This is a genomic window from Vulcanisaeta moutnovskia 768-28, from assembly GCF_000190315.1.
GTDB lineage: Archaea > Thermoproteota > Thermoprotei > Thermoproteales > Thermocladiaceae > Vulcanisaeta > Vulcanisaeta moutnovskia.
Map to the genome: position 1 here is coordinate 118,188 of NC_015151.1, position 26,958 is coordinate 145,145.

Consider the following 26,958-nt stretch of genomic DNA (forward strand, 5'->3'; position numbering starts at 1 on the left):
TTCGTTTTAACCTAAGTAATTATAGCAATTAAACATTACTAGTGTCTCTCGATACTTGGAATTTCAAGCCTCGGATGTAAACTCGGCGCCCTAGTCCTAGCTATTGCTATTAATTCAAGAGGAATACCCTTAGTTTCTGGCGTAAAAAATATCGTGAAAATAAACGCAATAAATGTAATAGCAAATAGGAATTCAAAGAATGTTAACTTACCAATGGCTAATGCAATGTATGGAAATTCAAAGGCACTTAGGAATGATACGAACCTAGTTATTGCCGTGGCAGAACCCATAGATGTTGACCTTAATTTTGTTGGGAATAGCTCAATTGCATAAAGCCCCATCGTATTTCCTGGGCCTAGATTACCAATACCATACCACAGTATAAGCCCTGTGACACCAATAACTAATGCTAATAATGCAAACGCGCTCTGCCAAATGGCAGCTAAGGCAACGAATAACATGCCAAGGGCTGAGCCACCGAACCCTATCAACTGTAACCTCCTTCTACCCCAAACGTCATTTAGAAACGCTGCACCCAGGGCGCCTAAGAAGCCGGGTACGTATAACAATGACGAAAGAAGTATAGCTAGTGCCCCCTTAAATCCTAGCATTGCAAGTATTGCGGGTGAGTATAGCCCAAATCCGTAGGAACCAATATCATATAGTATCCATTGCGTCCACACAATGGCCGTTCTCTTAGCAAAATCACCCCTGAATAGCCAGCGCCAATCACCTGGTCTTACCTGGTCCATTAATTTCCTCTCAATTTCTATTAATTTACTCAATTCCTCCTCAGTTAAGCCGGTAACTACAGAAAGTCTCTTTGCCTCTGTAACAGCATCCTCAGTACCCTGTACAGCGACTCTCCATCTCGAAGACTCAGGCATGCTAGCCCTTAGCACTACAGTAATTAGTGCTGGTATGGCGCCAAGGCCAAGAGCCCAGCGCCACCCAATAATGGGGTTCCAAATATAGAGATAATACCCGATTAAGAAAGAAACCAGAGCTCCAATACTCCAGAAGGACCAAACCCAGCCATAGCCCATACCCCTCCTACCCGTTGGATACATCTCAGTAGCGTACACAGGACTCAGTGAATAATCAGCACCAACGCCCCAACCAACAAAGAATCTAAAAATAATTAATTGAATTATATCATTAGCAATCGCACTAAGTATGGCAAATATTACGAAAAACAACAAATCCCAGACATATAAGTACCTACGACCGAGTCTATCAGAATAATGACCGAAAATTATTGCACCAACCATAGCACCCAACAACGCCGCACCACTCACAAAACCCAGTTCCAGGCTCGTGTAATGCCAGAACTTAAACTGAAGAAGGGCATAAGTGAAGACGCTGATCACGCTAAGATCATAACCATCTAAAAAATAACCCATTGCCGATAAAACCGTATATGTACTTCTTTTAGGTAACCCCTGACTATTCATACGGAAAAAATTAATAAACATTATTTTTAAATGTTAACCTTTATTCATTTAATTTATTATAACTTCTCCTTAGGATATCTTTACTATAAATAAAAATGATATAGCTATATAATTACCTTATATTTTATATTTTCTATCTATAATCCATAAGCCCATGGAACTTCCTTAGCCCAGCCCAGGGCTCTTTGTACGGCCGCCCTCCAGCCCCTGTATAACCGCTCTCTCGTTTCTATGTCCATCCTCGGCTTAAATACCCTGTCCAATTTCCAGTTCTTGGCAATTTCATCCAGGTTTTTCCAAAGACCAATCGCTAAACCCGCAAGGTAAGCTGCGCCCAGCGATGTTGTTTCGAAGATCACTGGTCTCCAGACTTCAATACCCGTTATGTCAGCTTGGAACTGCATTAGGAAGTTATTCCTAGCGGCACCACCATCAACCTTAATCCTGGGTATTTTAATTCCCGTATCGCTCACCATGGCCTCAAGAACATCCCTGTTTAGGTACGCTATTGCCTCAAGGACAGCCCTGGCAATGTGCTTCCTCTCTGTACCACGTGTAATGCCTATTATAAGCCCACGGGCATGTTGGTCCCAATACGGCGCACCAAGTCCCGTGAATGCTGGTACAAAGTAAACGCCACCGGTATCGGGGGCTGAGACTGCCAATGGCTCTATCTCGTCAGAAACCTCTATTATCTTAAGACCATCCCTCAACCACTGTACGGCAGCTCCAGTGATGAATATACTACCCTCAAGTGCGTACTCTGCCTTGCCTTCTTCAATGGAGTAATAAACAGTGGTTAATAGATTTGCCCTAGATCTTACTGGTGTATCCCCAATATTCATTAGTATGAAGTTCCCAGTACCGTAAGTCGACTTAACCTCACCAACCTCAAAACCAACTTGGCCAAAGAGAGCTGCTTGTTGATCACCAGCATCGCCACAAACCGGAATATTCACGCCACCAAGTAGTTGAGAAACCTCAGGGCCCGTGTAACCGTATATCCTACTATCGCTTGATGGTCTTGGCAAGGGTAGTATGTCTCGAGGAATCTTACCCTCAATCTCAAGCAATTCATCATCCCAGTCAAGCTTATGGATGTTAAATATCATGGTCCTGGACGCATTACTATAGTCAGTAACATGTGCACCGCCTCTCTCGGGTGTTAGCACGTCCTTATTACTCCTAGTTAGGTTCCAAATTAACCAAGTATCGATGGTACCAAAGACCACCTCGCCTTTCCTGGCCCTGTCCCTAAGTCCAGGTACATTATCAAGGAGCCACCAAATCTTTGACCCGGAGAAATAAGCATCTGGAACGAGACCTGTCCTCTCCTGAATCACGCCCAGGTAATTCTGCTTTAAATAGTCAATCATAGATGATGTCCTTCTGTCCTGCCAGACAATGGCGTTGTAGACCGGCTGACCATTCCTTGGATCCCAAATAACCGTGGTCTCACGCTGATTAGTTACTCCAATAGCTGCTATTTCCCTCGGGTCAACCTTCGTGAACTCAAGGACCTCCTTAATCACTAACCTAGTCTTCTCCCAAATCTCCATCGGATTATGCTCAACCCAGGCAGGTTTTGGGTAAACCTGGGAATGCTCGTGGTATGCATAGCCTATTATTGAGCCATTGTGAGAAGTCAAGGCAGCCCTCGTACCAGTGGTCCCTTGATCAATAACCAATATAAACCTCTTCTCCTGCGTCATGACTTAATTAGTGATTCATGGTATTTAGGATTTACTGAATAGATACTATTTATTAATATTGGAATAATTTTGTAAACCGTGGAGATTGGGCATTTCACGTGGTTACGGACACATAGGGCTAAGTACGATGTATCAAGTAGTGGTGTTAAGCCAATACAACTGGACGAGATAATAAAACTTGGTGAAGCGAGTAATTTCATTGAGGATTTAATGAGTATTTATGGTGTTGATAGGAGGAATTTAGCAATTACCCATGGTACACAGGAGGGTAACTTCGCCGCTTTAACCGCATTGAGGGAATTAGGGTTAATTGAGAGAGTAATTACTGTAATACCTGAGTATGAACCAATAAGAGTACTACCGAAGTTCCTTCGTTTAAGGCAAACTGAATTGAACATTAATAAATCATTAACTGAATTATTTAATAATATTGAGAGAGGTTCAGCGCTCTTCTTCTCGAATCCGAACAATCCTCTCGGTACATTTCTGAATAAGAAATTACTTTGGGAGTTAAGTGATGAGTTAAGAAGGAGAAATGCCTATGCTGTAATCGATTCAATATTTCTAGAATTCGTTGAGAATAATCTTAAGGACCTGCCCATGGAGAATATAATCTTCACCTTCAGCACATCAAAGTTCTACACAATGAATGAGATTAAGGTTGGTTGGGTCGTCGGTGATAATGAGATAGTGAAGGAGATTAATGGAATAATTGATCTAGTAAGTCCGCTCGTTATCGACTTAAATCTAAAATACGTATCAATACTCCTACGGAATAGGAGTTGGGTTAGGGAAAGGAACCTAGGCATAATAATACCAAATGTAGATACTATGAGAAAGGTGATTAATGAGATTAGTGACTACGTCAGTATTAGTTACGTGGAATACATGCCCATACTCTATATAAGGACCAAATGCCAGGAAATTACAGGAAGCACATTCGCAAATAAGTTACTAAGTAGGGATATCCTGACAGTACCTGGGCAGTACTTCGGCAAAGATGATGGTATTAGGATTGGGTTAGGGTCGGTTAAGAGAGATATATTTGAGGAAGCAATGAGAATCATAATGAATGCAATCAATGAAGAATGCGGAAGAAGATGAAATGTGTTGGGCTCCATGCCCGACGGATGCCGGCTCACAGGCCCGCGCTCCCGCGGGACTCATCGGCACGGGAATCAATAAGAACTAATAACTTCAGCAAATAAGTCTTACTCATGATTCAACATGAATCAATAAAACACCATAGTGCAATGAATATTTAAATTAGTACATGGCAAAGTAAGTATTATGGGATTAAGAATAACGATAGTACCAGTGACTGTACTATTCTCAATAATAGCCATAATAATTATCGCTCATCAATTATACACAATAAATACTCACAGTAATCCTCCACTTAATGAAACAAACCGTATTAATAATACAATGATTACGCAAGCGATGAAGGATTATAATGGTAGTGGGATTAATTATACAACAATTATGATCGAGAGGGAGACAATGGCTAGAAATAAGCATGTAATTAGGTTATGTAATGGTTAATTAGCGACGGGATTTTAAGGCTCAGCCCGAAAAGAAATAACACCAGAGGAATAATCCCGTCAATGCCACTAAATCCGCAATACTTAAACCAAGAACTTTAAAGAAATACCTACAAAACATCAACATTAAAGGCCGAATAATTCAACCCCTGGTGCGGGGGGTGGGATTCGAACCCACGCAGGCCTTCGCCAACGGGACTCCCACGCGCAAAAAGCACATCTGAGCCCGTCCCCTTTGACCTGGCTCGGGCACCCCCGCAGGACTAATCTTCACTACGGGATTTTTAACTTTTTAGTTATTTCCTGGAGCATTCTATTCGTGCGAGGAATGCCTCGGTTTTGTATTTTCTTCTTTTGTGATGCTTGTACATGAGCGGTATTGTTATTGTTACTTTATCTAGCACGCTCATCACGCATCCCAGTGAGTTAACCTTATCGCTTATGTAGTCCAGGGTACTTAGTTTGTGAATTGTGTATACTATGCCGCTGTGGTTTATTGCCGTGGCTAGGAACTTCATATCGAGACCTCTCTCCGACTGTATCCCGAAGGGTGGATTTTGGAATACTACGTCGAATCTGCCCATAATTGCCATGTTCCTGATGTCATTGGTGATGAAGTCAACATTACTTAAGCCGTACTTGCTGGCCGACTCCCTAGCTATGGCTAGGGCTTCTGGATCTATGTCTATGCATATTACCTGCCTAACGCCCATTAATGCCGCGGCTATTGCAAACCTACCCGTACCACAGCCCAAATCAAGGACCCTAGCGTTGATTAGGTAATTCCTCATATACGCATCCCAGATAGCTACGGCAACAATGTTCGCATCAGTTATATACTGCTCAAGGTTTAACTTCGGTGATTTATAACCCGGTATACTCTGTATGAGTAATTCGAGATCCCTAAGGCCATGGATATCAGCATCTCTGACCATCCTCATTAATCAGCTACCGACGTGCTCATCATAAAGCCTAAATTAAACTCACTCCTCACTATTTAATTCCTCACCAGTGATTAATCTAGTGGGCTTCGCAATACTCCTAACATGCCTACTGAAGGCTGCCTCTGCTATGTCCGCTGCTAATGCAACTATTAATTGACCCTCATGTATCGAAGCCGTTAATAAACCACTTAGTCCAGTACATCCAGTGTTTGCAAGTTCCAGCATATTATTGAGCATGCGTTCCCTATCGAGTAGTACCTTTATGGCATTATTGATGTTGTTTTCCAGGTATGAATACACAGCCCTCATTATGTAAGTCCAAACATCCCTAAGCTTCTCACTGATTTCACGCCTGCACTGAGTTGCTTGTATCCTCATAAAGGCATTCGATAATCTATCCAACGCATCCGCTGCATGTTCTAGGTTCTTCACGACTATGGTATCGTCGATGGCTCTCTTCGGATCCCTAAAGGATAGCTTCTTTATCGTCCTTAATGCGAGGAAGTACAACTTATCCATCTGATCATCGAGTTCAAGAACCTCCCTTAACAAATCATCCTTATTCGACTCAAGGTAATCAATGAATTTACCAAACATGGAATTTAGAATATTGGCCATACTGCTAATTACCTCGTTGAGATCGACATTCGTTTCGCTAGTCGCCACCTTAATCAATACGCTACCATCACCCTCAAGCATTAATGAACCAGGCAACTTCTTCTCAACACTCGAGAAGGCCCTCCTAATCACGTCCTTCTGTCCAATAACCTCTACATTATCATAACCCTCGATATAACTCGCAATAATTACCCTAGTGGTCTCATCAATTGAACCACCAAGTGATATACTAACCTCATTAGTCTCACCGCCAACCTGTGTAACGGGCTTAACCACAATAACCTTACCAATAAGGCTTATCTCAACGACATCACCAACACCAACACTTAATACATCAAGCCACCGCTTAGGTAATGTAATTCCAATACTCTTCTCGCCAATCCTAATAACCCTCCTATAGATAGATGACACGCATATAGGGTATAACTGGGTATAAAAATCTAAGTCTCAAGTATTATTTTTCTACCCCATATATATCAATAACCACTAAATATATAGCTAGTGACTAAACAAGTAGTAAGGCATGGCATTAAAGAGAGAGCTTCAAGATTTATTAAGTACTAATGCATTCATTATTTAATATATGCAGAGACTCAGGTTCAGGAAGGTTGCCGTCGGTGGAACATTCGATACACTCCATACGGGACATACGGCATTGCTATTCACGGCACTTAATTATGGGCGCAAGGTGCTTGTTGGCGTTACGAGCGATGAATTTGCCCAGGCCTATAAGACGTACAAGGTGAAACCATTAAAGATCAGGTTCCTTAACCTAAGGAGTCTAATTAAGGAGTTGGGCAGTAATGACCGTGATGTGATAATTGACGTTATTAATGATCCATACGGCCCAACAATTGTTGATCCAACGATTGATGCAATAGTGGTAAGCCTAGAGACCTTGTCCAGGGCTATTGAGATAAATAACCTTAGGAGAGAGAGGGGGTTACGACCTCTATACATTATTGCTGTTCCAATAATTAAGGATGGACTTGGGAATAAAGTATCAAGTACACTTATTAGGGATAGGACAGGTACTAAGGAGCTAGGTGACTAGGTTTATATTCATGTCCTCAGCCAATGACTCTATCACTTGGGATATGTATTGGCTTAGTTGTCTCACGTTTCTTATGGTGCTTGTGTCCATTATGACCTTTCCGGTACCCATTTCCTCAACCCTGAGCGGTACCTGGCTTATGTCATTAATGTTTATGAACCTCCTCACGTAGGATAATATTGAGTTCGTGTATATAGTCTTCACTGAACCATCACGCCTATACTCAACCAGGTACTTAGAAAGTAAGTACTTAACAAGCCTGTATGTATCCCAATCCTCCTTAAGCTCAATACCCAAGCCCACACTTATTATATCCCTATTTAATACGGATATGTATGGGGATGGCGTTAAATCATTAGTTAATAAATAATTAAGTAATTGACCCGCAGTCTTAAAGGCCGAGTCAATATCCCGTTGACTAGCCTTGTCCTCAGTATCCCTGTCTGTATGATAAACATCCCAGTAATAATCAAGACTTGATAATGTCATCGATGGTGTACCATTCATCTCAAAATTCAGTGAGTCAAAATAAGGCTTGGGCAACTCCCATTGAGTACTAATCAATTGACTTAATTGCATTGATAAATCCTCACTAGTATGTATTACGTACTGCCTACCAACTACATCCAGATTAAGCACAGCATATACATTATTAAGTAAGCCCCTCCTTTCGAGATACTCAACATACCTAGTTGATCCATAGGCCCAATAAAGACTTGCAAACCCTGGATTACCAGCCTCCTCAGCAGTGAAGGAAATGAAGGATAAGCCCCTCTTAATGCTCGACCTCTCCTTAATCGCATTAAGTAACATGGTTGTCCCTAAACCAATGCCTAGGCAATTATCTGCGTAGCCCGTCAACCAATGATCGTGGTGTACCGCCAGAATTACCGATTCCTCCCTATTGCCTTCAAGGTTAATTATGAGGTTATAACCAGTGCTTAGTTTAGTCTCTACGTCACTCACGAACTCCACCTCCTCACCAACATGCTTGCTTAACTCATCACCAACCTCCCTAGAAACAGTGAGTGCGGGTATCACTGGTGGTGGCGCCCTGTCCCAGGAGTAATCGGGTGTTGCCGTCACCACAATCCTCCTAACCACACCAGGGTACCTATCCCTAAAGATCACCGCGAGTGCTCCCTTCTCCATGGCTTTTATGTATATATACTTCGCATCATCCATATCCTCGGGATAGTCCATAAGTAATACCTTGCCCTCCGAATCATTAATATCCATCGTTAACTTACCCCTATCGGAACCACCTAGGGTTAGCGGCATACTCAATGCCCTAAACTCATTACTACCATGTACAATTCTCGAAAACCTATCCCTCCAGACAAGGACACTGACAGGTTGTAATTCATAGGAGAATAGTGGATTATCTATTTGATTCAGAAGCCACTGTATGAAGTCGTATTCGGCAACTGATCCACTTGCCAGATCCATGTATGATGAGCACTTCTTAGCAATGCTAAGCGCCGTTGTTAATTCAGACACGACCAAGTTAATACAGAGATAAATATAAGTGTAGCGTAATAATGAGAACCAGGTATGGCAGGCCTAAGGGGTATTACGAGACTTTATAAACGCATAAGGACCTTAGTATTGCTCATAGTACTAATTAGTATAATCATTATTAAGGGCCGTAATTTCAACATAGAAAGAATCTACAGAAGATCCGTAGATTTTATCGAGAGGACTGTGAAAGATAGGAAATTACGTCATTAAGGAGACCCGAAACATACTCATAATCCCTCCTACGCCTAGCCTTGGCAAACCTCGACTTCAGGTTAGGGTATTCCCTAAGGACTTCCCTAGCTATTACCTTCAATAACGTCATTCCCTCACTGTTTAATACACCATCCGAGTAATAAATTGAGTATGGATTTAATAACTCCTCAATAAACCTCATCACGGCCTTACTAACCATTTTAATTCTAATTACCTTAAGGGACCTATTTATGGCTTCCACGTCATAGCCAATACTGAACCAATCAGAAGCAGTATAAAACCAATGAAGAAGCCATTTGCAACAAACAAACCTATTATTGCCAGTACAAGAAGGATTACACCTGTACTACGCACAGCATTCACATCACTTAATCTGCCCAACCTTAAAGAGAAGTATAGAGCCAGTATGCTTACTATAAGGCCGATAATACCTGTAACAATGAAAAGCACAGGTGTTAGTGGCATCATTGTCATCATTGGGTAATATCCAAACCTATGAAACACATAGTAACGGGGTAGTAATGTACCAATAAAGGCTGCGAACGCCAGTACCATTATTGAGTAAATTACCATTAATATACTACCTATTAATGACAGTATGTATGCGGTATAGGGAATTGTACTTTGTGTTCCTGGTTGTTGACCCATATTGATGAAAGACCGCACGTTATCCTTAAAAACTATTCTCACACCTGGCTTTAGATTACTCTACCTCTCTTCCTATTAGGTTTCTTGCCACTATTAGTCTCAGTATGTTCTGTGCACCCTCAGCACCAACGTAGTAACTTAGGGCACCTAGGAATGCCCTAGTTACTGGTGTTTCCTTGTAATAGCTCATGCCGCCAAACCATTTCATGACCTCTAGACCTACGTCTACCGCCAACTCCACGGCAAGCATCTTAGCCATAGCTCCAGCATTAGCAATGTCAAGTATTGAAACTGAGGAATCACCCCTATAAAACTTATCAGCAAGCCAAGCCGCCTTGTAAACCATGAGCCTTGCCGCCTCAAGCCTCGTGCTCAATTCAGCATACTTAAAACTTATTGATTGGTAGGAGGAAATTGGTTTACCAAAGACAACCCTACTCCTAATCCACTCCCTGCCCTGCTCAAGCATCCAGCGTGCAGTTCCTAGAGCCGCTGCACCAATGAGAGTTCTCGCAACATCAAAACCCTCCATTGCTATCTTAAACCCATTATTCACCTCGCCAAGCACGAAGTCTGGATCCACAGGAGCACCATTAAGCCTTAAGTAACCAGTGGGTATTCCCCTCCTACCCCACTCCTCATAATCCCTAGTCTCAAAGCCTGTGTTAACAACACCATTCCTCTTAACCATGAACAGCATTGTTGTTATAGCCCTATGCTTAGCCTCAATAGGGCCTGTCCTGGTTATAGTTACAAAGCCACCACCATAGGGCAACCTAAGGGCTATTGACACACCAGTAACCATGTTCTTCTCGCCCGTGAGCAACCACTTACCATTAACTAGCTTCGCCTCAGTCCTCTCATTACCCACATCACTACCACCCTGAGGCTCGGTCGATGCAATGCCAATCCAGGCCTCACCCTTGGTTAGTCTCGGTAGGACCTCCTCCTTAGTACTATCCTTTGCATATCGCTGAACAATAAATGGCCAAGCGGTCTCGAGTAAGAAGTACACAGGCACTGCGAGACTTGGATCCGCATTAGCCAGTTCCTCAGCAGCTATTGCCGCCATTAGGAAGGAACCCTCTGAACCCCCGTACTTAGAACTAAGGGTTAAACCTATTAAGCCGTGCTCCGCGAGCCTAGGTATTAATTCAAGGAGTGAGTACTTACCCTCATCAAGGTCTACCCAGTGAGGTTTTATGTAACGCTCACCAAACTCCCTAACGGAATCCCTAAACAGGGCCTCCTCCCTACTAAGATCGAAATCCATTAATAAATCACAAAACCCTAAGTACATAAAAGCATAACCTTATAGTCCTGGTGAGGGAATGATCGTTACCTTATGTTTCATTGAAAACGAAAGAACTATATATTGCTCATTAAGTTAGTAATTTTGTGGGTATTTCGGGCGTAGCGGATTTACCGCTTCATGCAGGTCATGTACCACCATGGCTTTATAGTAGGATGGTTAGGCTTAGTGGACTTATTGTCGAGTTATTAATTGATGAACGTGGTATTAAGAATACCATTAGATTATTCTCTAACCCGGTGTTTTTCCAAGCGTTTAATAATATAATTGGTATGGATTGGGATTCCTCGGGAAGCACGACGATAACTACGGCAGCACTTAAGGAAGCATTGTCCAAGAAGGATACTGGTATTAAGGTTATTGGTGGTAAGGGTGTTTATGCACTTAATGCGCCCATAGAAATTGAGGAGTTAGGTAGAACATGGGATATTGATATTGAAACCCTTAAATTAATGTCAAGGCTTTCAGCTAAGATCGATAATACGGCGCTACAGGATGGTTATAGGCTCTATCACCATGCAATGATCATAGGCTCTGATGGTACGTGGGCCGTTATTCAGCAGGGATTAAATGAGAAAATAAAATATGCTAGAAGATACCATATTTGGATGGAGAATGATTTACTGAATGAACCACATACAGGTATTGTTGGCATTAAGGGTAATCATGCACTCAACATGGTTAGTAGAACGAGTAACGATGCTAGGAAGACTATACTTGATCTTGTACATCAGGAAGCAATTAAAGTAGTTAGGGATTGGGCGATGGTAAAGGCAATGATGAAGGGTAACACCACAATATTAACATACTTAGGCAAAGAACCACCTAGGTATTATAATCCATACTTAAGTGGTGCCTTTAAGCCATATACTGCGTCGATAAACGAGGATACTATCAAGCAAGCTAGGGATGCTAATGACTTTAAGGATCTATTACTCACCAGAGGTTTGGGCCCAAGCACCATGCTAGCCCTAGCCTTAATAGCTGAGCTCATCTATAGAAATCCAATTGATTGGAATGACCCAGCAAATATTGACCCAAGAAGATATGCATTCGCGTTAGGTGGTAAGGATGGATCACCATACCCAGTGAATAGGGAGATCTATGATACTGTTATTGACATAATGCAGGCAATAGTAGACATGGCTAGGAAGGATGGCGCATTGACAATATACCTGAAACATTTAGCTAATGTAACTAGGCAATTGAATCTACCCGTCGATTTGGTAAGACCAACGCCGCCCTGATCATGAGCGTGCCATCAATACTTGGGATAATTCATCAATGGTTACCTCATTAATTACAATGTCCATGCTTGCTAATTTACTGATAACTGTATTAATATCAGTATCTGGATGCATTATAATTAATAACCTAGATGTTGCTTGATCATATGATAAACTAACAACGCCGTCAACAACCCTACTTATTATCGACTCCACTTCACTAATGTCTATATTCCTCCTGGTATTCATTACCATGACCACCTTCCTAAGTACTAATCCAATACCAAGAGAAAGCACTGCCTGGGCAATATCACTGAAACTAATGTTATTTGTTTCGTATGTTATTGCCAAGTCATTATTGAAGATCTTCATTAGCAATATCCCATTAAGTGTGGATAATGCTCTCAATGCCAGATCCAAGCACTCCCTACAATTCGCCTGTACCTTAACTATCCTTGTTACCTCCACAGTTAAGGTATCGCGATTAATTAAATAACGTTAACTATTAAATGCTAATTAAATAATTCATATGCCTACCTTCAATAAACGCCTCATTAATTAAGTGATGCCTCATAAACCTAATCGATTTATACTTACTACCGCATACAGGGCATCTCCTAGACCTTGGAATTTTACCGCATTCACTGCGTAAATGCACATACAATTCGGCAATCGTGTCAAATGACCTACCGCAAAGTTTACATGTTGGCATTGACGACCAAGGCTATAGGGGAATTAAAAGCTTTAACCCTTATGCACTCACAAGGTCAGGGTAATACTCACGCAGAACTCTTTTAATGTCTACTCTAGGTACGAAACTAAGTATTGCACTTAGGCTAATTAGGTAGAAACGCTCCTTATCCGAATTATATAAATCATAGACTTGAGAGAACTTAGCCTTAAACTCGGTGTATTCCCTTTCATCAATCTCCTTACCCCTTGGATCATTTGCAAAATCTATTAAATCCCTAATGTCATTACCGAATAACCAACCATTAACGCCGTCTGCAATTAACTCAATGGCTGCACCATCCCGTGAGGCTATACTTGGTACACCATTTATTGCAGCCTTCATAAAGCTCGTACCACTAGCCTCCCAACCAGGAAATGGTGTAAATAATAATACATCAATGCCCTTTAATACTATCTTGGCCTTATTAACATCATAATCATGCATATAAACAACATTCTTATACTTCTTATGCAACTCCCTAAATTTCTTCATGTATATTAGTCCATCCTTATCCATGGGATGCGACTTACCACCCAGTATGAAAATAACATCATTAAACTCCCCCTCCTCAATTAACCTAGCCACAAAGTGAGGTCTCTTGTACAGCGTCATTCTCCTAACCCACGCAGTCACAAGCGTATTATTATTTAACTCAATGGACTTATAGGACCTTATTAATCCCTGTAACTCATTTCTTAGCCTAGACTTAATGAGTCCTAGGTTATCCCTCGTTAACGAACCCTTCTCGTAAAGCATCCTTATCTCCGGATCCATCCACCTATTTAGGTCAACACCATTTGTTATGAACCTAGCCTTACTAATATATTGGGGTATCACCTTCCTCATTATATCGTAATGCTTTGAGGAGACCATAATGACTTCCCATGCCATGGCGGCACCAATGCTTGTCAAGACCACGGGATCTTCAATAAACCTATAACCCGTCTCTTCCTCGAACAGTCTATTTGGGAATGATGGGTGGCCCCAAGGACCTGGCGTGTGAATTATTAGTCTATATCTACCTGGTATTTTTAGTATTATTGGAACCATGGCCGCATAAGCCTCTTGAAGATCTATGTACCTAACATTCTCAAGGCCAATATTCCTCCTAATGAACTCCACAGCGCCTCTTGCAAGGAATATGTACTTCAGGAACTTATCCTCAACACTGCTCTCTATGTATATCCTATCGGTTAATTTCAAGACCCATTCAGGGCCTCTAGGCTCTAGGAACACGGCATGAGCTGAACCTAAATTATACTCCCATGCATTAACCTCCACATCCTCATTCCTTAACTTGATTGTGAATGTGTCAGTAAGCCTTAGGGATTCAAGGAAGGACTTGGGTTGAGGCTGAGGCTTCGGTACTGGATTATCCTCCTCATCGAAGTCATAGTCAACATAACCATTCTTATACAGGAGGGTAATTACGTAATAATTAAGCCCTAGCGCTGCTGCGCCGTAGAATTTATCACCCTCAAGAACACCAAGTCCACCTGCATATGTATATCCCATGTCGAGAGCTAGGTCGGGTGTTATACTTATTATGGCATCTGGATCATTACTCATACTGAGGATACGATATAAGCATTGGCATATTAAAGCAGTACTGTATTACTGCTTATAATATTAAGCCATTAGTGAAGGTTAACAATTATTATTGATGCCATTAATACCAGGGTAATTACCCTTGAAATCTCAAGGGTAAAGCCATAAAGGTCACCAACAGCACCTCCAAAACTTCTTTGTAATGCTATGAATAATAATGTACTTAATGCCATAGATCCTAGGGATATCACTATACCAATGGGGCCTAGTAATAAGTAGGTAATTATGAGACCTATGATTATTGCCATTATTATTAAATGAGCTTTCTCCCTACTATACCTTGTTAATTGCCAACCTAATCCCTTATAACTAGGCTCCTTACCAATTATGCCGCAAAGGCAACATGTTGATTTAGACATTATTTCAGCAATGAGCAATGATTGCCATAGAATACCTGCCAGGTTTGTTAATGCTGAGATTGCCATTATTATTAATAATACAACCATGGCTATCGATGCTGAACCCCTATGCGGATCCTTAAGTATCCTGATCCTATCCTCAATGGATACCCTAACCATTAACGCATCAATCACGTCGGCAAAACCATCAATGTGATTAAGCCCAGTGAGTACGAGTAATAATAAGTATGTGATCGACGCAGTAAGTAAATTATTATGTACGAAGAGACTCAGGTAATAACCAAGAAGGCCGGGTAATAATCCCGTTATTGGCGGTACGATTATTATTGCCAGCCATGCATTCTTCAATGCCCTTGAAATATCATGAGAACCACCGATGGGTACTATGGTAAAGAATGTAATTACGGCCCTTAAATCATCAATGAAATCCTCCGCCTCCACTTAATGCCACCAACTTACCATAAAATCAACCCTTTTTAAGTAGGTTCAGTAAGGTTTGCGTTATTATCATTAGATCAAACCTCTCGAGCCTCATCATCAATAATTCGTTATTCAACTTCCTAATTAACCTTATCTAATCAAAAATCCCTTTAATTAATACTGAAAACAAAGCTTTTTATTCCTATATTACTGCGAATTGACTCGCTAAATGAGTTATGATGCCCACGCGGTTCATAGAGGATGCTGTTATACTAGCGATTACGTATGGCCTAATAGCCCTGAGAGGAATAGGGAGAATTAATGTGCAGCCTTGGGCCGCTATGTTACTCGGTGCTGCGCTTACTGTTGTGCTTGGTATATTAACACCTACCCAGGCCTTATCCTCAATAAATCTTAATGTTATTCTATTTCTAATTTCACTATTCACAATATCATCCGCACTCGAGGTCAGTGGATTCTTCAGCTACTTAGCATACAGATTATTAATTGGTAGTCGTAACATAGGTAAATTAATACTTAGAATATTTGGGCTATCTGCCTTATTATCACTTGCACTCTCAAATGACGGCATTGCCGGCGCATTTACACCAGTAATAGTGTCCATGAGGAAACAGGCAAGGATAAATATAAAGCCACTACTATATGCGTTGGCCTTTGGCGTGACCATAGGTAGTGTTGCACTTCCTGTCGGTAATCCACAAAACCTACTCATAGCGCTAGAATCAGGAATGCCTAAACCCTTCATTATATTCACAGTTTACCTATTACCACCCACGGCAATTAACGCATTAATAATGTACCCATTATTATTACTGTTGTTTCGTGATGACAATGACGAGGTTGTAATAGAGGAGACCAGAAGACCTGAGGAATTACTGGTTAATAGGAGACTAGCGTATATCGCTATTACAATATTATTAATACTAATACCACTTTATTTCATAACAGATATATTTAACATAAGCCCATACCTAACTCCAGTAACCTTAACATTCACGGGCGCTGCCATAATTTATCTATTGAGTGGTAATGATAGAAGGAACGTCGCGCATAATGTTGATTGGACAACAATACTATTCTTCATAGGCCTCTTTATAGTAAGTGAAGGCGCACTCGAATCCGGAGTTCTCAATGCACTGGCTCATTACTTACCACAACCAACAACATTATTAGGCGTCTTCATATCGGGCCTACTCCTTAGCCAAGTCATTAGTAATGTACCTATGGTGGCGCTCTACATACCACTAATGAGAGAGCTAGGGGTTACATCAAGTAACTCCATTATTTGGATTGGATTGGCAGCGTCAAGCACAATAGCTGGGAACCTAACATTGATTGGTGCTGCAAGTAATGTAATAATAAGCGAAGCAAGTGAGAAGAGGGGTGGTGAGGGATTCGGATTTTTTGAGTTCATGAAGTACGGTATCCCCATAACTATCGTAAACACCATAATTTACTATATATGGTTAAGTTATATACATGTACCGCTCTAGCTCTGTTTTTTCAATAATTATTGGACAAAATGTTTTTAAAGCGTAATAATGCCATTGGTATGGGGATTGAAATGCGCATTTATGGCATTGCCATATTCGAGGTTAATAAGGACCTCGACGTTACTATCCTCGACCTTGAGAATTCTGGTCTACATAGACTTGAGTATATGGAGATCGACCCAGACCTAGCCGCATACCTTGATATGGCTGAGGAGGAGTTTGGAGATACGCTTGGTAAGTACAAGACCATTAAGGACCATGTCTTTGAGTATGAGAATGAGAGGCTCGTACTCATTAGGTTCTTCATGCAGGGTAAACGCGTTAGTAAGGCACTGCTCGTAAGCCTTAGAGCTGGTACACTTAGGAGTATTGTTAAGAGACTTGAGAATATTGGTTGGAATAGGCTATTCATGTTTGAGATCAAGAGACTAATGAGGAGCATTAAGTACACGGACCATTAGGTTAGGCATTTATCCATTTCCTCACTCAGACTTATCAGTAAATCCGTACTAAGCGTATCAAACCAATCAACAACCCCCACATTAGGAACACCACTTGATAAATGATCAACTATGTACTTAACGACCTCGCCAACACCTTTATTTGACGTATCAACCTCAATAATCCTATCTTTACCAAACGTATCAATGGCCATACTTAATGATGAACCAACGATCTCAGCAAGTACATTCTCAATCACTTTACAACGAGGCCAACCCCTCATTAATAACCTCTGCATTAATTGAATGGGATTGAGCCTAAGTACAATGCACCAATCAATCAATGACCTATCGATTAAATTCACAGCAATTGTATCAATAATGAATAACTCTAAATTACTTAATTTCCTCATAATTAGGTCACGCGCCTTTGTCTCATCAATTATGTAATTCGTCTGCAATCGATCATCCCACCTAAGTAAGGGCTTTATGACCTCGTCTACATCAATTAATGGTGCATTATATATCTTTGATAATTCTATGGCTATTGTTGTCTTACCAACACCAGGAGAACCGGTTACTAATAAACGAACCATTTTAACTCCTCCTTATTAAGGTCATGGCTTAACACGCCTTATATCTCTAGGAAACGGCACTGCATCTCTAATGTGATCAAGCCCGCAAACCCACATCACGAGCCTGTCAATACCAAGACCAAAACCAGCATGCGGCACAGAACCATACCTCCTTAGGTCTAGGTACCAGTCATAGTCCTCAGGTCTTAATCCAAACTTCTTAATCTTACCAAGTAACTCCTCGTAATCATAAATACGCTCACCACCACCAACAATCTCTCCATAGCCCTCAGGTGCAAGTACATCTACACTTAAGGTGGTTTCAGGTCTTTGAGGGTCATTTCTGTGATAAAATGCCTTTACCTGTTCGGGAAAATGATGAAGAAGTATTGGCTTATCAAACTGCATTGTTAATACCTTCTCCTCATCAGCTCCAATGTCATCACCCCACTTAATCTTCAATCCCTTAGACCGGAGAATCTCAATTGCCTCGTCATAACTAACCCTATAGAACGGTGGTTTCACATTCTCAAGAACCTTAGTGTCTCTATTTAATAGTTTCAATTCATCCTGCCTCTCCTTAAGAACCTTATCAACAACATACGTTATTAAATCCTCAAGTAGATTAAGTAAATCATTAAATTGCAACCAAGCCTCCTCAGCCTCAGCATGCCAAAACTCAGTTAAATGTCTCCTTGTCCTTGATGACTCAGCCCTAAAACTCGGTGCGATTGTATATACCCTCTCAAGGGCATATATTAGGATCTCCAGATAGAACTGTGACGATTGCGTTAGATAAACATCCTCCCTATCAAAGTACTTCACTGGGAATAGTGTGGCTCCACCCTCAACAGCCGCCGACACAAACATGGGTCCTTGAACTTCATAATAATCCCTGGACCTGAAGAATTCATGTATTGCACCAAATACCGTATGCCTAACCCTGAGAACAGCCCACATTCTCCTACTCCTAACCCATAAATGCCTAACATCAAGCAAGTACTCACTATCGGCCTTAGCGGCATCCTCATTTATAGGGAATGAATAACCAACATAGTACCAATTAATGCTCTTAACATGTATTTCAGCGCCACCAGGAGCTCTCTGCTCCTTCTTAACAACACCCGTTAATACTAATGACGACTCCATATTCAACTTAGACACAATATCCAATAGGTTCGGATCTGACTTACTAATAACTGTCTGTATTATCCCACTACCATCCCTCACCACAAGGAATACTTTATCCTTTAACTCCCTCTTCCTGTAAACCCAGCCCCTTATTGTGACCTCAATACCCTCGTTTAGGCTAAAAACATCTTTTATACTCATTACCTTATTACTTATTAAAATAGGTCACGGGTTTGGTAATAAAGAACCAGTTATAAAGCTTATCTTTATGATGATTGCTCAGCGGGTCTTGAGGAATATATTGCATGAACAATAAGTCTCTCGTCATCATTGGGGCACTTATCATCGACAACCTTACCAACATAGTCACCTAACCTATATGATATTGTTTTTGAATAACCGCAACGAGGACACATTAGAACCTCAACCTCACCGCTAATTGCTAGTGGTCCCTTTGATTCAGCCTCCCTAGCCTGCGTAAGTGATTCTTTAATTACCCTATAGTACCTATTGTTCATTATTAATCCAATTAATAATGCCACTACGAAAATTACTAGACTCATTAAGGTTATGTAGTAATACTCAAAGCTCACTGTAATGTTAGGTTCTGAGTATTTAAATAAATTACTAACTTACTGGGCAACACCGCCAGTATTGCCAACACCTATTAGTATTACCTCCTCACCTTCCCTAATGCTCTCCCTAATAACCCTCTTAATCCTCTCTACGGCATCATTAACAGCACTCTCAACGTCCTTAGGCATTGCCGATAAAGCCTCGGGTAGGCTCATCTTAATTAGTATTGCATAAAGTGGTATGTCGTACTTACTGGCTGTTCTCTCAATATTAAACCTCTCAACGCCGATACCACCCATGGCAACACCTATACCCTCAGAAATAGAACCCGTCTTTTCCCCCTCAAGTTTTAAAGCCGCATCCACGGTAATTATTATCTTCGGCTTAACACCAACCCTCTCTATTAGGTATGTTATCCCATCATCAAGACTACCAACCGTACCCCCAGGACCTCTAGCCTTAATGACATATACTTTCCTACCCTCAAAATTACAAAGTCCTATGTACGTATCCTTAATATTATGCGTAAGCTCGTTAACATCAGAGCAGCTCCTTACGAATCTATAGGCCGTTAAGGGACCCGCAGCATCACCAACCGGTTGCCCCTTAAGGAACGTAGATATTGCACCATTTAATGCATTAACGTACTCCTTAAGTATTGGCAATAACATATAGACCTGCATCATTAGATAGGGATTCTTGTACTTATTACTCAATTTATAGTAATGCATTATTACTTTGTATATGTAGTTTAACTCCCTTAAACCATCAACAGCATCAACAACATTCTGAACCAAGGGCCTATCAACATTTGGTAATAATGCCCTTATCGAACTCTCAAGCTTCTCATTATATGCCGTTACCAATAACTTAAGCGTCCTCATTAATCCAGTAGGCTCCGTATTCACGGGCTCTATAACCACAAATTCCATGAGCTCCTGTATTGTTTTCTCAACCAAACTCTTATTAACGGTTTGGTACGATCCATTTGATTTCAATAGTTGATCAACATGACCAATCACTAAATTAACGTTGTTGGTAATTAATTTACTAAGTCCCGTTAGGAAACTACCCACTGTATATGAGTACCTCCATATCATTGCATAGTCCTGGAAGAAGAATAGCACTAGTAATGCAATCCATACAATATTTGAGATTAGAGCAATCCATACATTACTCTGATTACTTCCAAGCCCGATCTGCAATACCACTTGGTGTAATAATGTGAGTATTACCATCAATTAGCAATGACAGACACCAGTTTTAAAAACATTCTGAGTATGGCGATTAAGGTTAGCAACCTGGTGTTGGGTGATGCTGTGGCTCCTCTTCACAACAGGTGCATGCAATTTAAGGTGTTCGTACTGCGGAGGATCATTCGAACCACACGTAGTACCCTGGAGAATAACCTACGAAAATAATAAGCTAAAGCAATTAATAGAAAGGGATGAGGATGCCACCGTAATATTCTACGGCGGTGAACCACTGCTTAATCCAGGCTTCATCATATGGACTATGAATAATGTTAAGGCGAGGAGGTTTGGTATTCAAACTAATGGCACCCTCGTTAGTTTATTGCCTAGGGATTATTGGAGGAGGATGGATGTCGTCCTGTTATCAATTGATGGCAGGGAAAAGGTGACTGACACCAATAGAGGTAGGGGTGTTTATAGGGCTGTTTTTAATGCATTCAATTACCTAAGGAGTATAGGCGTTAAGAGGATTATTGCCAGGATGACCGTTACAGAATTAACAGATATATATGAAGACGTAACACACCTACTTAATATTGGCTTTAACTATGTTCATTGGCAATTAAACGTTGTATGGACAGATAAGTGGAATATTAAGACCTGGGCAGATGGTAATTACCTGCCAGGCATTAGGAAGTTAGTGGATTTATTCTTAAGGAGGGCTGAGGAAGGTAAGGTATTTGGCATCGTGCCAATACTAGGCATACTAAATGCATATCTATTTAAGCCATATGAGGGGCCACCCTGCGGCGCTGGTTATAGGGCAGTCGCCGTATCAACAGACGGTAGAGTACTTGCATGCCCAATAGCCGTTAGGGAAGATTGGTCAGTGCTTGGCCATATTAATACTGGCTTTAAACTAATGAATATTCAATTACCAGAAATGTGCATGAAATGCGAGTATAAACCCTACTGCGGCGGTCGGTGCTTATACGCAATAATGGAGGGCGAGAAGTATTGGGGTAGGGATGGGGTCTTAGCCGTGGATTACGTAACAAGGGAGACCATAAAGGCCGTGCTCTCCATAGCCCCGAGAATTAAGGAACTGATTAATAATGGCGTTATTAAAACTGAGGACATTGCTTATGACCCAATACTAGACTCAACAGAGGTTATTCCATAAATGAGGCAGGGTTTATAAGGATGCTCGCAGGATAACACCTGCCATGGTGAATACCACATCTGTGAATAAGTCAAAATTAGAGCCATTATTAAAAGTAACATTGATAGCACTGGGTATTTATGACGTGATAGCGTTCTTTCAACTGAACCTCCTAAATTACATATACTATGCAGTAATACCCACAGTGACAATACTGATAATAGCATATGTAATATACAGATCATTTCATATAGGTACTGCTCACCACAGTCATCACTTTGAAACGTATGCAATAGGTGCCAACGAAGACACAGCCATAAACAGGCTTAAGGATAAAATCAATGAGATAGAAAATAAGGACCAAGGGAATGAAGAACTGCTACGCCTGAAATTAATCCTGGCAAACCTACTCCTACAAAAGGGCGAGTATCTGGAGGCAAGGAAAATATTAACTGAAGTAGAGACATTAATGAGAACAATAAAGCCGCTAAGCAAAGACATCACCATAATGTACAATGCATTAAAAAGCAAAATTAATGAACATTAATTCCATCATTATTTAAACCCAAAGACACCACAAAAGCTTAAAATAACGAGCAAGACAATAATCCGACCTCGGTAGCTCAGCCAGGTAGAGCGGCGGGCTGTTAACTCGTAGGTTCCGAGTTCGAATCCCGCGGACTCGCAATCCTTCGTGTTTTTCTTTGTAATTTGAGTAAGGAAAGAGAAAGAGGAAAAGAGGTTTTGTTGGCCCGTGGGTTTGGGTGGGGTTAGGTATCATCGAAGCACTTTAGGTTTTGCATTGCTTTTGCTATCCTTTCCTTCCTCTCATCCTTCGTTTCGTTAAGCCACTCACCCAGCTTTCTGCAGACTATCGGCTTTAGTGGGCTGTCCCTCACGTTTGCGTGGGTTATTGAGATTATGTAGTTTCCACGACTAACGTACATAGATGGTTTATAGCCAGCCTTCCTGAGCTCCTCGATCAATTTCAAAGCCTCGTTATTGTCCTTTCTATGTGTCCTAAGCTCAACCCTACAATCACCATTCACATCAATGCTCATGCTTATGTTCGTCCCTAGTATTAAAATCGATCTGCTGCCCAACTCCTTAATCTCCATGTTGGCAAGCTCGATTATCCTCCTAAGCTTCTCACCACCGGACAGAGAGGCACCAAGCTCAATCAACTCCCTAATGTCTGGCATCGCCAACCAATCCCTGGCTAGCTTGACGGCTTTACTCGAATTAATCCCAACCTCGGCCTTGTAATCCCTCACTTTTATCGTGAAGCCTAGCTCGTTTATCAACCTCTCGATAATTCCAAGCCACAAATCGTACTTAGCTAAGCCCATTATCAACCTCACGTACCTCTCACCAACATTAACCTCACCATCACCCCAAATTGCCGAAGCCAGAAAGATCTTGATCCTCTCCTCGTCAAAGTTCTTGACTTCCTTAGCAGCCTCCTCTTTCGACCTCGCCTCATGGTCCTTAGCGACTAAGTACCACTTAACTGAGACATCATTCTCATTAATGTTTATGCCGTATATGAGCACGTGGATTTTGCCTGGGTAGCACAGTGTCCATAGGATCGCTTGCCAAGGCTGGTTCGTGCCCATGGCTGGGTGGTCATTTATAACGCTTCCATCAGTCATTTCCCAGCCGTGTTGGATGGCCTTTAGTAACTCCTCATCGCTGAACATATTGGCTACCCTAACGTCGTCACCCTCGAGCTCAGATAGTACTAGGTGCATTGTGATACCCCCGTTTTTAGCAACCCTAGTCACCTTGACAGTCACGTCCGTACTGTATATGTGAACCACGAGCGATTTTTCATTGCCTTTGCCAGTCACTACTATGTCTATTGCATTCCTCTCGAGCAGCTCCACCAACTCGAGCAATTGTCTCCAGTACACCTTAACCCACTTCTCCCTGAGCTCCTCGAGGAGCTCAACCATCTTCCTAACGATCTTCCTGGCTTCCTTCACCTTCTTACCCTTGTCCTCCTTATGCTCCTCAAGCCACTGCTCGAGTAAATCAATGAGCTCGTCTATGAAGGCTGCCGTCTCGAGCTTGCCCCTATGTTTCTCAACCCTTCTCTTCAGCTCTTCAACCAACTCCAGAACCTCCTTAATTGTCTCCTCATCCGTCACCAGCTCCTTGCAAACGAGCCTCCTACCGCGTTTAACACCCCAACAAATCCTCGGCTTATCTGCTTGAGCCATAGCCAATTAAACGAATTAATGCATGAGTTCTTTAAAAAACTTTCTAAGTATGATGGGGAGAATAAGTAGAGAGTTCGGCGAAAGTTTCGGCTTGCCCTCTTACTGGCAAATAATCGATTGTGTAATTGAGGCTCTCATTCGCATGATTGTTGGTTGGCTGGTTGTGGATACGACAATTGGTGACCCTACGGAGATGCCGTCCGTAGATTACGTGAAGAGCATCAGGAGACTACCTTGCAAATTGGGTAGGTAGACCCACGATCAGTGAAGTTGAATAGCCCCACACAATACCCCACACAACCCAAACGCCCAAACCCCTGGACAGCTCACACCGTTAAGGTGAACGTCCCCCTTTTAACTCCTTCGTTAACTCCACCTTAATAGGGCAATACCACGCTAGACCTGTGACTGCGCACAGGCCACAGAGCAAGCACAGCCGAAGCTAAGCGAGAAGTAAGTAAAGAAACATAAACACCAAAACACCAAGAAACCAAAAAACAAAAGGCCCAAAACACGAACTAAAAACCTAAATACACGAGTGAAGGAATAAAACAGGCCCCGTAGCTCAGCCAGGAAGAGCGGCGGCCTTCGGAGCCGTAGGTCGTGGGTTCGAATCCCACCGGGGCCGCCAAATTTATGTTCTATCCCTAAATATACCGTGGCCGAGCCGTTTACATTAACAACACTGGACCGAAAACCTGGAATAAATCCTCTATTTTATTAAAACTGCGAAGACTCTGCCCTGTGGTTTGTTCATGGTTTTTAGTGTAAATGGTTTAAGGAATATAACCTGCTTAAAACCAGAGTCTAACGCCTTATCGATAAAGGATCTCGTCCTTGGTAGTAAAAGGGCGTCCCGGGACCTAACGATTACCTTCAGCATATTTCAGAGGTGCATAGAATACTTAAGAATGATGGTCTGTATATAGTAGACCTTGTCTTAGAAGAACCTCCCTGTATAGGCATGTGTGATGAATGGAATACCAGGTATCGTGACATGGAGTGCATGGCTAGACACATAGTTGAGTCCGTTCAAGATAATCAATTCATTGAAGTGCTCGAATTAATGTGTGAAATGAGCCAAATCGTCGAGAGAGCTTAAATGGTTTATTGTTGCTAGCAAGTTAAATTCCTGGTCTCATTTGATCGTTCATAATCAACATGCCTTATGCAACCTTAAAAACTAATTTTGCCTTTCTTCTTATTTTATTTAGTTTAGTTAATTATGAATAATTGAATTAGTAGAAATAAACCATAACAAAATCTCGCATAACCATGTCCTGCATATGGCTAATAACTGAGGGATTCAAGGTTGAATTTTAGAAAATCTCACACTTTAATTTTATAATTTTATTGAAAGTCATGCCCTATTTATTGCTGTTTGTACTAGTTTATAGCCGTAATCTACCGCTCTTTTCCATGTGCTTTCTCTAATGAATACTAGGTAGCCTGCTAGGAATAGTACCATAAAGAATACGGCGCTTGTGAAGCCTACGAATGGTCCGTATTTAATGAAGAGGTATCCTATTATTATTGAGTTGAATGCGCCCATTAAATTCAGTATTCCGTTATATATACCATACACCGTAGCCGTGACACCGGGTGGTGCTATATCAAAGCCATTAACGGCATAAGAGCCCACGGTTAAGTTCATTAATCCCGCTGCCGTCGCAAGCAATAACGCCGTTGGCAATAATTCATGGGCAGTCCCCGTAAAGTATGATAATGCAACCGCTGCTATCATTAACGACATGGGCACTATCGAACCGAGCCTCCTACCCATTACTTTACCATAACGAGAAACCAACCAATCATTAAATGGACCAGATGCTATGAAACCAATAAAGAGCGCCATATCTATCGCCGCTGAGTAATAACCTGATGCGGTCACTGAGTGAGCGAATTCACCATACATTAACGGGGGTAACCAATATAGGAATGTATAAAGTATATATCCAAATGATATAAATGTTAATAGGACACCAATGCCTGCCTGCGTCGTAAATACTATACGGAGTGCTATTTTCCATGTATCACTGGATCTAAGCGTTGGTTCTGTAGCCATGGCCTTACCCTCCCTAATGTAATCAAGCTCAGCTTTATTGACCCAAGGATGCTCCTCAGGCTTATCCCTAGAAAGTGCATACCAAGCAATTGCTAATAATATACCTAGTATACCGAAGAATAGAAACACGCCTCTCCAACCCCATAATGCATATAACGCTGCACCACCCGCTAAGCCGATTATAGGCCCTAATGCCTGCCCTGACCCAGCCCATGTAAAGGCCTTTGATGGGTCTCTTATACTGGCCCAGTTTTTACTAACCTTGGAATTTATTGGCCATACAGGCCCCTCCGATGCACCCATTAAGCCTCTCACCACCGCCATTGAAATGAAGTTGAAGGTTGATGCTGTGAGGGCGGTAAATGCTGACCATAGGCCGAAGAAAGTTGCCATGGCCTTCCTTATGCCTAACTTATCTGTAATCCAACCACCAGGGAAATTGAAGATTGCGTATGCCAAGGACCATATAAATAGTATCAAGCTTATATTCATCAATGCATAATGAGATAACGGAGCGCCTGACTTTGACCAACCGAAGGATACCGAGAAAGCAGGCTCGGTTAAAACCCATATCTCTCTATCGGCATAATTAAACGTTATTGCAATAAACATCAAAGCCACGAGAAGCCATCTAACATTGCTCCTCTTAATCGCTTGCTTCTGTTCCTTAGATTCCGTCATAAGAATACGTCTTCAATTTCTTTATTTTTAACT

General features: G+C 41.6%; 27 protein-coding genes and 2 tRNA genes. 10 read left to right on the plus strand and 19 right to left on the minus strand.

What is annotated here, in order from left to right; all coding sequences use genetic code 11:
• Window positions 1–38 precede the first annotated feature (38 nt).
• On the minus strand, window positions 39–1,454 hold the full coding sequence (locus tag VMUT_RS00605; protein WP_048056774.1) for an MFS transporter: 1,416 nt from the start codon (window positions 1,452–1,454) through the stop codon (window positions 39–41).
• Window positions 1,455–1,591: 137 nt separating this feature from the next.
• Window positions 1,592–3,166, minus strand: a complete 1,575-nt coding sequence (gene glpK, locus VMUT_RS00610; protein WP_013603498.1) for a glycerol kinase GlpK — start codon at window positions 3,164–3,166, stop codon at window positions 1,592–1,594.
• Window positions 3,167–3,244: 78 nt separating this feature from the next.
• Here glpK and VMUT_RS00615 point away from each other — a divergent pair, with 78 nt between their 5' ends.
• Window positions 3,245–4,270, plus strand: a complete 1,026-nt coding sequence (locus tag VMUT_RS00615) for an aminotransferase class I/II-fold pyridoxal phosphate-dependent enzyme (RefSeq protein ID WP_013603499.1) — start codon at window positions 3,245–3,247, stop codon at window positions 4,268–4,270.
• A gap of 186 nt (window positions 4,271–4,456) precedes the next feature.
• Window positions 4,457–4,711 carry a hypothetical protein gene (locus VMUT_RS00620; RefSeq protein WP_013603500.1) on the plus strand — a complete coding sequence of 85 codons (255 nt, stop codon included), beginning with the start codon at window positions 4,457–4,459 and terminating at the stop codon, window positions 4,709–4,711.
• 149 nt (window positions 4,712–4,860) lie between these two features.
• On the opposite strand, the gene VMUT_RS00625 is transcribed toward VMUT_RS00620, so the two are convergent.
• From VMUT_RS00625 to VMUT_RS00635, 3 genes are all read right to left on the minus strand, one after another.
• Window positions 4,861–4,969 (minus strand) — tRNA-Leu (locus VMUT_RS00625).
• Window positions 4,970–5,006: 37 nt separating this feature from the next.
• Window positions 5,007–5,651 (minus strand): METTL5 family protein, encoded by a 645-nt coding sequence (locus VMUT_RS00630; protein WP_013603501.1) that lies wholly within the window; start codon window positions 5,649–5,651, stop codon window positions 5,007–5,009.
• Window positions 5,652–5,693: 42 nt separating this feature from the next.
• Window positions 5,694–6,683, minus strand: a complete 990-nt coding sequence (locus VMUT_RS00635) for a phosphate signaling complex PhoU family protein (protein WP_013603502.1) — start codon at window positions 6,681–6,683, stop codon at window positions 5,694–5,696.
• A 172-nt stretch (window positions 6,684–6,855) separates the two neighbouring features.
• Here VMUT_RS00635 and VMUT_RS00640 point away from each other — a divergent pair, with 172 nt between their 5' ends.
• Window positions 6,856–7,326 carry a pantetheine-phosphate adenylyltransferase gene (locus tag VMUT_RS00640; RefSeq protein ID WP_013603503.1) on the plus strand — a complete coding sequence of 157 codons (471 nt, stop codon included), beginning with the start codon at window positions 6,856–6,858 and terminating at the stop codon, window positions 7,324–7,326.
• Here the strand turns inward: VMUT_RS00640 and VMUT_RS00645 are convergent.
• The 4 genes from VMUT_RS00645 to VMUT_RS00660 form a co-directional block, all read right to left on the minus strand.
• Entirely contained in the window at window positions 7,315–8,826 is a 1,512-nt protein-coding gene (locus tag VMUT_RS00645) for a M28 family peptidase (protein WP_013603504.1), read from the minus strand. The genes VMUT_RS00640 and VMUT_RS00645 overlap by 12 nt on opposite strands.
• A gap of 190 nt (window positions 8,827–9,016) precedes the next feature.
• Window positions 9,017–9,259 carry a hypothetical protein gene (locus VMUT_RS00650; protein ID WP_048057098.1) on the minus strand — a complete coding sequence of 81 codons (243 nt, stop codon included), beginning with the start codon at window positions 9,257–9,259 and terminating at the stop codon, window positions 9,017–9,019.
• A 29-nt stretch (window positions 9,260–9,288) separates the two neighbouring features.
• A complete protein-coding gene (locus VMUT_RS12165) occupies window positions 9,289–9,708 on the minus strand; it encodes a hypothetical protein (protein WP_013603506.1) in 420 nt (139 codons plus the stop codon).
• A gap of 55 nt (window positions 9,709–9,763) precedes the next feature.
• Entirely contained in the window at window positions 9,764–10,981 is a 1,218-nt protein-coding gene (locus VMUT_RS00660; RefSeq protein ID WP_048056775.1) for an acyl-CoA dehydrogenase family protein, read from the minus strand.
• A 125-nt stretch (window positions 10,982–11,106) separates the two neighbouring features.
• Between VMUT_RS00660 and VMUT_RS00665 the strand changes: the two genes are divergently transcribed.
• Entirely contained in the window at window positions 11,107–12,267 is a 1,161-nt protein-coding gene (locus tag VMUT_RS00665) for a DUF763 domain-containing protein (RefSeq protein ID WP_013603508.1), read from the plus strand.
• On the opposite strand, the gene VMUT_RS00670 is transcribed toward VMUT_RS00665, so the two are convergent.
• The 4 genes from VMUT_RS00670 to cobS all read right to left on the minus strand — a co-directional run bounded on the left by VMUT_RS00670 (window position 12,268) and on the right by cobS (window position 15,387).
• A complete protein-coding gene (locus VMUT_RS00670) occupies window positions 12,268–12,714 on the minus strand; it encodes a hypothetical protein (protein ID WP_013603509.1) in 447 nt (148 codons plus the stop codon).
• Window positions 12,715–12,751: 37 nt separating this feature from the next.
• Window positions 12,752–12,958, minus strand: a complete 207-nt coding sequence (locus VMUT_RS00675) for a C2H2-type zinc finger protein (protein WP_048056776.1) — start codon at window positions 12,956–12,958, stop codon at window positions 12,752–12,754.
• A 39-nt stretch (window positions 12,959–12,997) separates the two neighbouring features.
• Complete coding sequence (locus VMUT_RS00680; protein ID WP_013603511.1) at window positions 12,998–14,548, minus strand: glycogen/starch/alpha-glucan phosphorylase; 1,551 nt, start codon at window positions 14,546–14,548, stop codon at window positions 12,998–13,000.
• A gap of 68 nt (window positions 14,549–14,616) precedes the next feature.
• Window positions 14,617–15,387 (minus strand): adenosylcobinamide-GDP ribazoletransferase, encoded by a 771-nt coding sequence (gene cobS / locus VMUT_RS00685; RefSeq protein WP_013603512.1) that lies wholly within the window; start codon window positions 15,385–15,387, stop codon window positions 14,617–14,619.
• 215 nt (window positions 15,388–15,602) lie between these two features.
• On the opposite strand from cobS, the gene VMUT_RS00690 reads away from it, so the two are divergent.
• Both VMUT_RS00690 and VMUT_RS00695 read left to right on the plus strand, forming a co-directional pair.
• The gene (locus VMUT_RS00690) at window positions 15,603–16,880 is read left to right on the plus strand and encodes an ArsB/NhaD family transporter (protein ID WP_013603513.1); all 1,278 of its coding nucleotides are present in this window, start codon (window positions 15,603–15,605) and stop codon (window positions 16,878–16,880) included.
• Window positions 16,881–16,939: 59 nt separating this feature from the next.
• A complete protein-coding gene (locus tag VMUT_RS00695) occupies window positions 16,940–17,341 on the plus strand; it encodes a hypothetical protein (protein WP_237699676.1) in 402 nt (133 codons plus the stop codon).
• Here VMUT_RS00695 and VMUT_RS00700 read toward each other — a convergent pair.
• From VMUT_RS00700 to VMUT_RS00715, 4 genes are all read right to left on the minus strand, one after another.
• The gene (locus VMUT_RS00700) at window positions 17,338–17,916 is read right to left on the minus strand and encodes an adenylate kinase family protein (protein ID WP_013603515.1); all 579 of its coding nucleotides are present in this window, start codon (window positions 17,914–17,916) and stop codon (window positions 17,338–17,340) included. The genes VMUT_RS00695 and VMUT_RS00700 overlap by 4 nt on opposite strands.
• Window positions 17,917–17,937: 21 nt before the next feature.
• Window positions 17,938–19,227, minus strand: a complete 1,290-nt coding sequence (asnS, locus tag VMUT_RS00705; RefSeq protein ID WP_013603516.1) for an asparagine--tRNA ligase — start codon at window positions 19,225–19,227, stop codon at window positions 17,938–17,940.
• A gap of 65 nt (window positions 19,228–19,292) precedes the next feature.
• Window positions 19,293–19,619 carry a hypothetical protein gene (locus VMUT_RS00710; RefSeq protein WP_013603517.1) on the minus strand — a complete coding sequence of 109 codons (327 nt, stop codon included), beginning with the start codon at window positions 19,617–19,619 and terminating at the stop codon, window positions 19,293–19,295.
• Window positions 19,620–19,658: 39 nt separating this feature from the next.
• The gene (locus VMUT_RS00715) at window positions 19,659–20,840 is read right to left on the minus strand and encodes a DUF1512 domain-containing protein (RefSeq protein ID WP_048056777.1); all 1,182 of its coding nucleotides are present in this window, start codon (window positions 20,838–20,840) and stop codon (window positions 19,659–19,661) included.
• A gap of 76 nt (window positions 20,841–20,916) precedes the next feature.
• Between VMUT_RS00715 and VMUT_RS00720 the strand changes: the two genes are divergently transcribed.
• Window positions 20,917–21,978 (plus strand): TIGR04084 family radical SAM/SPASM domain-containing protein, encoded by a 1,062-nt coding sequence (locus tag VMUT_RS00720; protein WP_013603519.1) that lies wholly within the window; start codon window positions 20,917–20,919, stop codon window positions 21,976–21,978.
• 43 nt (window positions 21,979–22,021) lie between these two features.
• Complete coding sequence (locus VMUT_RS00725; RefSeq protein WP_048056778.1) at window positions 22,022–22,504, plus strand: hypothetical protein; 483 nt, start codon at window positions 22,022–22,024, stop codon at window positions 22,502–22,504.
• A 223-nt stretch (window positions 22,505–22,727) separates the two neighbouring features.
• On the opposite strand, the gene VMUT_RS00730 is transcribed toward VMUT_RS00725, so the two are convergent.
• Window positions 22,728–24,179: a hypothetical protein gene (locus VMUT_RS00730; protein WP_013603520.1), complete on the minus strand. Its 1,452-nt coding sequence runs from the start codon at window positions 24,177–24,179 to the stop codon at window positions 22,728–22,730.
• 49 nt (window positions 24,180–24,228) lie between these two features.
• Here VMUT_RS00730 and VMUT_RS00735 point away from each other — a divergent pair, with 49 nt between their 5' ends.
• Both VMUT_RS00735 and VMUT_RS00740 read left to right on the plus strand, forming a co-directional pair.
• Complete coding sequence (locus VMUT_RS00735; RefSeq protein ID WP_048056779.1) at window positions 24,229–24,432, plus strand: hypothetical protein; 204 nt, start codon at window positions 24,229–24,231, stop codon at window positions 24,430–24,432.
• Between the two features lie 301 nt (window positions 24,433–24,733).
• Window positions 24,734–24,810: transfer RNA gene (locus tag VMUT_RS00740), tRNA-Arg, on the plus strand.
• Between the two features lie 729 nt (window positions 24,811–25,539).
• On the opposite strand, the gene VMUT_RS00745 is transcribed toward VMUT_RS00740, so the two are convergent.
• On the minus strand, window positions 25,540–26,925 hold the full coding sequence (locus VMUT_RS00745) for an MFS transporter (RefSeq protein WP_013603521.1): 1,386 nt from the start codon (window positions 26,923–26,925) through the stop codon (window positions 25,540–25,542).
• Between the last annotated feature and the right edge of the window lie 33 nt (window positions 26,926–26,958).